3 protein-coding genes and 1 pseudogene are annotated in these 4,352 nt (G+C 67.0%); 3 read left to right on the top strand and 1 reads right to left on the bottom strand.

Annotated features, from left to right (window positions below; translation table 11 throughout):
- Window positions 1–245 precede the first annotated feature (245 nt).
- Window positions 246–1,046, top strand: a complete 801-nt coding sequence (locus L979_RS05330) for a thioesterase family protein (RefSeq protein WP_231559411.1) — start codon at window positions 246–248, stop codon at window positions 1,044–1,046.
- Window positions 1,047–1,064: 18 nt separating this feature from the next.
- Here L979_RS05330 and L979_RS05325 read toward each other — a convergent pair whose 3' ends face one another.
- Window positions 1,065–1,802, bottom strand: a complete 738-nt coding sequence (locus tag L979_RS05325) for a metalloregulator ArsR/SmtB family transcription factor (protein WP_047690152.1) — start codon at window positions 1,800–1,802, stop codon at window positions 1,065–1,067.
- A gap of 51 nt (window positions 1,803–1,853) precedes the next feature.
- On the opposite strand from L979_RS05325, the gene L979_RS05320 reads away from it, so the two are divergent.
- Together L979_RS05320 and L979_RS05315 are read left to right on the top strand one after the other, a co-directional pair.
- A complete protein-coding gene (locus L979_RS05320; protein ID WP_197052079.1) occupies window positions 1,854–3,011 on the top strand; it encodes a hypothetical protein in 1,158 nt (385 codons plus the stop codon).
- A pseudogene (locus tag L979_RS05315) lies at window positions 3,008–4,352 on the top strand (copper oxidase); the annotation flags it as partial. The gene L979_RS05320 and the pseudogene L979_RS05315, both read left to right, overlap by 4 nt.

The following is a 4,352-nucleotide window of genomic DNA, read 5'->3' as shown; positions in this document are numbered from 1 at the left end:
GCCGCCCGGATGGCGTCCCGGGCGGAATCAGGGATGTTGTTGCGGTAGTCCACGAGCGTGCCGTCCACGTCCAGGAAGACGACCTTGCGCTTGTCCATGGGGTTCCTCTCACGGTGATTCTGGGCACCGAGATGGCTCTTTGATCGCCCCTGAGGCATCCATGGGCGATCAAACGGCCTACTCGGCGGATGGGGGCGGGCAGGTGTGGTGGTTGGGGAACGGCTGGGTGGGTGAAGATGTCTCACATGATGCAGAACACAGCCCACGGGCCAACCAACTCCTATTTTGAGCGTATCGGCCCTGCCTCTTTCGCCGCCACCAAACATGTGGGTGGGGGATGGGATCCGGAGGAGCAGCACATCGCTCCCGCACTCGGTCTGCTGGCGCACTGCATGGAGGTTGATCGCCGGGCGCGCGGGGTCAATGGCCTGCAGCTCACGCGGGTTTCCTACGACATCCTGGGCACCTTTGCCATTGGCCAGGTGGGCGTGGTCGTCACCGTGCTGCGTCCCGGGAGAACCATTGAACTGGTGGAGGCGCGGTTGTCACATGACGGGCGCGACGTCGTGATTGCACGCGGATGGTTCATGCAGACCTACAACACCACCGCCATCCAAGGGGTGGGATTGAATCCAGTGGGCGGACCTGGCGACCACCAGCCGTGGAATGGTTCCCAGGTGTGGCCCGGTGGGTTCATTGCCTCTCTGACGGCACGTCGTACGGAGGTGGAACGCGGGCGCGCCATGGCGTGGCTGCGCACGGACACACCCCTGGTTCGGGATGAGCCGGTCTCACCCACCGCGACTTTCCTGGGCCTGGTGGACGTGATGAACGGTGTGGCGGCCAGGGCGGAGAACACCACCGTGGCCTTCCCCAACCTGGATCTGACGGCCCACTTCTTCCGCGAGCCGCGGTTGCCCTGGGTGGGTCTGCACACCTCGGTCTCCTTTGGCCCAACCGGGGTCGGGCTCACCACTGCCACCATTCACGACGACGACGGCCCCGTGGGTGTGGTGGCACAAACCCTGACCGTTCGACCCATGTGACGTCCTGGAAACCAGAGCTCAGAGCTGGCGCCGCGGCGTGATGTGCACCTGACAAGCTGTCTGGGTGGCAAACGGGTGCAGGTGAACCTGGGCGGGTGTGCCCTCACGTTCCATGACGCCTGCGATCAGTCCCTCGTGGATCCGGCAGATGAATTCGGGGTTCTGTTGGGCCAGTTCCAGCATGGGGCAAGCCTTGAGAGTCACGGTGTGCCCGGATTCCACCGCTTGAAGATCGGGTTCGAAACCCAGGGAATCCATCACGTCCACCACGCGCGTCACCGCCTGGGTGGGGGCATCCGCTGCCGGTGTGCTGCGCGAGATGGGGGTGGCGTCGCCGTCGTTGGTCGGTGAGTGGGGTGAATCCTCCAGTGCGTCCCCCCAAATCCGGCCCACGCGATGTGCATCCTCGGGACCGTGGCCGGAGGTGAGCATGAAGGCCGTGAGGGCCCCCACCAGGGCGCCGTTGCCTGCTGCTGTGTGCTGGCTGAGGGCGGCGTGGCCCTTGCTGGTCACGTGATAGATCCGCGGTGGGCGGCCGCGATGACCGTCGCGGATTTCTCCGGCAGACAGCAGCTGCGCACTGACCAGGGCCTCCAGATGGGGGCGAACGGCGTTGGGGTGCCCGCCCAGGGTCTTGGCGATGTCGGCATGGCGGATGTCCCGGCCACCCAGTGCCGCGACCGTTCGTAGAACCTTGTATTGGGCAGGGGTGGTGTTGGCTGGGTGGGGAGTGGGGCGCGGGCCGAAATCCTGCATGGAAGTACCGTACCTGAATTAATACATCTCTACGTGTATTAATGTGGTGGGGTGCCGCCAGTACGCCCTTTCACCGACTCTCCACCAGGCCCCACCGCACTGCGACGAATCCGCGTGGCGCTGTTGATCCTGGGTGGGATTTCTCTGACGACTGGGCTCAACGGTGCCGTGCTCCGGCTGGGGCTGTGGGCCCCGGTGGTCTCAGACCGGTTGGCAGATCTGCACGGTCCGTTGATGGTTCTGGGATTCTTGGGAACGGTCATCTCGCTCGAGCGTGCCCAGGCCATCCGCCGTCCTCTGGCGCTGCTGGCGCCGGGGTTGCTGGGAACAGGGTCATTGATGCTGGTCCTGGGGGCACCCAGCGCACTGGGGAAATTGCTGGTGATTGAAGGTGCCGCCGCCTTTGTCCTGGTGATGCTGGGGCTGTGGCGGCGCACCCGAGCTGATCTGGTGGCGGCCCAGACGTTGGGAGCCTTCCTGCTGCTGATCGGATCCGTTCTGTGGTGGTTGCTGAACGTGCCCGATCTCATCCCGGTTCTGGTGGTTTTCCTGGTGGTCACCATTGCCTCCGAACGCGCCGAACTGGCGCAAATCTCCATGGGTGGCCGTGCCGTACCCACCCTGGTGACCTTGACCTTCGCCCTGTGCGTGAGCGCTGTGGCCGCCGTGCTGTGGCCGGAGCCGGGTCTGCGGGTGCTCGGTGCGCTGTGTGTGCTGACCGCGGCGTGGCTGTTCCGCGACGACGTCGGGCGGCGCATGATCCGTACGGAGGGCTTCCGCCGGTTCAACGCCGTGGCGCTGCTGGCCAGCAATGTCTGGTTGGCTGCCGCAGGGTTGACTTGGGTGATCGCGGGAGCGCCCCAGAGCACCTACTCCTATGACCTGGTGGTCCACGGGGTGTTCTTGGGGTTTGGGTTTTCCATGATCATGGCCCACGCACCCACCATCTTCCCCGCCGTTCTGGGCCGCGCGCTGCCCTACCGTCCCGTCATGTGGGTCCCTTTGGCGTTGCTGCACCTGGGAATGACCTACCGGGCCATGGGGGACGTCCTGGGAAGCCAGCACTTGTGGCAAGCCGGCGGGGTGGTGACCGTGGTGGCCGTGATGACGTTCCTGATCACGGCCGGGCTCAGCGTGGTCACGGCCAACCGTGGCGCAGACTCCACAGCGCATCCCGCGCAATCTTCATCGGAAAGGACTGAATCATGAGGCGGCGGCGCGGATGGCGCGATTTCGCGGTGGTGGTCTGGGCGGCCATGGCCGTCACGGTCTCCCTGGCCCATGTGTGGATCCCCTCTGCCGCGTGGTTGCTGATCCACCTGGTGGGTCTGGGCATCATCACGCACTCGATCATGGTGTGGAGCGCCTACTTCACCACCTCCTTGCTCAAGACCCGGGCCGACGAACGCGCCGTGACCCGGCAGAATCGTCGACTCGGGCTGTTGGCGCTGGGTTCCCTGGCCGTGTTCGTGGGGGTGCCCACGGTGCAGTGGTGGCTGGTGGCGGTGGGTGTTGCGGTGGTGTCCACGATGGTGGTGTGGCACGCCGGTGAACTCGTCCGCGATCTGCGCCGCGCCCTGCCCATGCGGTTCCGGATCGTGGTGCGCTACTACATCGCCTCGGCCGCGTGCATGCCGATCGGGGCGGGGCTCGGTGCCGCCCTGGCGTGGGGCCTGGGGGACACCTGGCACACCCGCCTGCTGATCGCCCACACCATGACCATGCTGTTGGGCTGGGTGGGGCTGACCGTGGTGGGCACCCTGGTCACCTTCTGGCCCACCGTCCTGAGGACGCGCATGGACCAGCGTTCCGAACGCCTGGCCACCCAGGCCCTGCCCGTCCTGCTGGTGGCCCTGACGGTCACCGTGGCCGGGGCGCTGCTGGGGTGGCGGCCGGTGTCCGTGGCCGGTCTGGTGATCTACGCGTTGGGGCTTGTGTGGTGGGGCCGCAGCCTGGTGGGACCCGCCCGGCAGCGTCCGCCCCGGGAGTTCGCCTCGGCCTCCATTGCCGCCGCCATGGTGTGGTTCACCGTGGCCGGTCTGGCCACGGGCTGGGCGGTGCTGCGCCTTGACGACGTCAGCCTGGCGGAGGCCTATCCTCGGCTCGGGGCGATCTGGGCGGTGGGTTTCCTGCTGCAACTGGTCACCGGGGCTATGACCTACTTGCTGCCCTCCGTCCTGGGCGGTGGGCCGCGGGTGCTCAAAGCCGGCTCCGCGTGGCTGGAACGGTGGGCGGCGGCCCGTCTGACGGTGATCAACCTGGGGTTGGCCGTGTGGCTGCTGCCGGTGCCGTCCTGGGTCAAGGTGGCCACCTCCGTCGTCGTCCTGGCGGGTCTGGCCGCCTTCCTGCCCCTGATGGTGCTGGGGGTCAAGGCCGCTGTCACGGAGCGCAAGGCCATGGCCAAGGAAGCCGCCGACGGCAAGCGCCCCCACGTGATGGCCGAGCGTCCCGGTGGCCGTGAGGCCGCCGCCCAGGCCAGAGCCGGTGTGGCTGCCCGTCCCAAGACCCTGACGGGATCCGGTGTGATGGCGGGGGCCGCAGCCATTCTGC

Source organism: Kocuria sp. ZOR0020, assembly GCF_000800955.1.
In the GTDB taxonomy this organism is placed as follows: domain Bacteria; phylum Actinomycetota; class Actinomycetes; order Actinomycetales; family Micrococcaceae; genus Kocuria; species Kocuria subflava.
The sequence above is the reverse complement of the archived record's forward strand: the minus strand, read 5'-3'. Positions and strand labels throughout refer to the sequence as shown.

Coding starts and splice junctions, on each gene's coding strand:
- L979_RS05330 (WP_231559411.1), top strand. CDS start 246: ATGATGCAGAACACAGCCCACGGGCCAACCAACTCCTATTTTGAGCGT.
- L979_RS05325 (WP_047690152.1), bottom strand. CDS start 1,802: ATGCAGGATTTCGGCCCGCGCCCCACTCCCCACCCAGCCAACACCACC.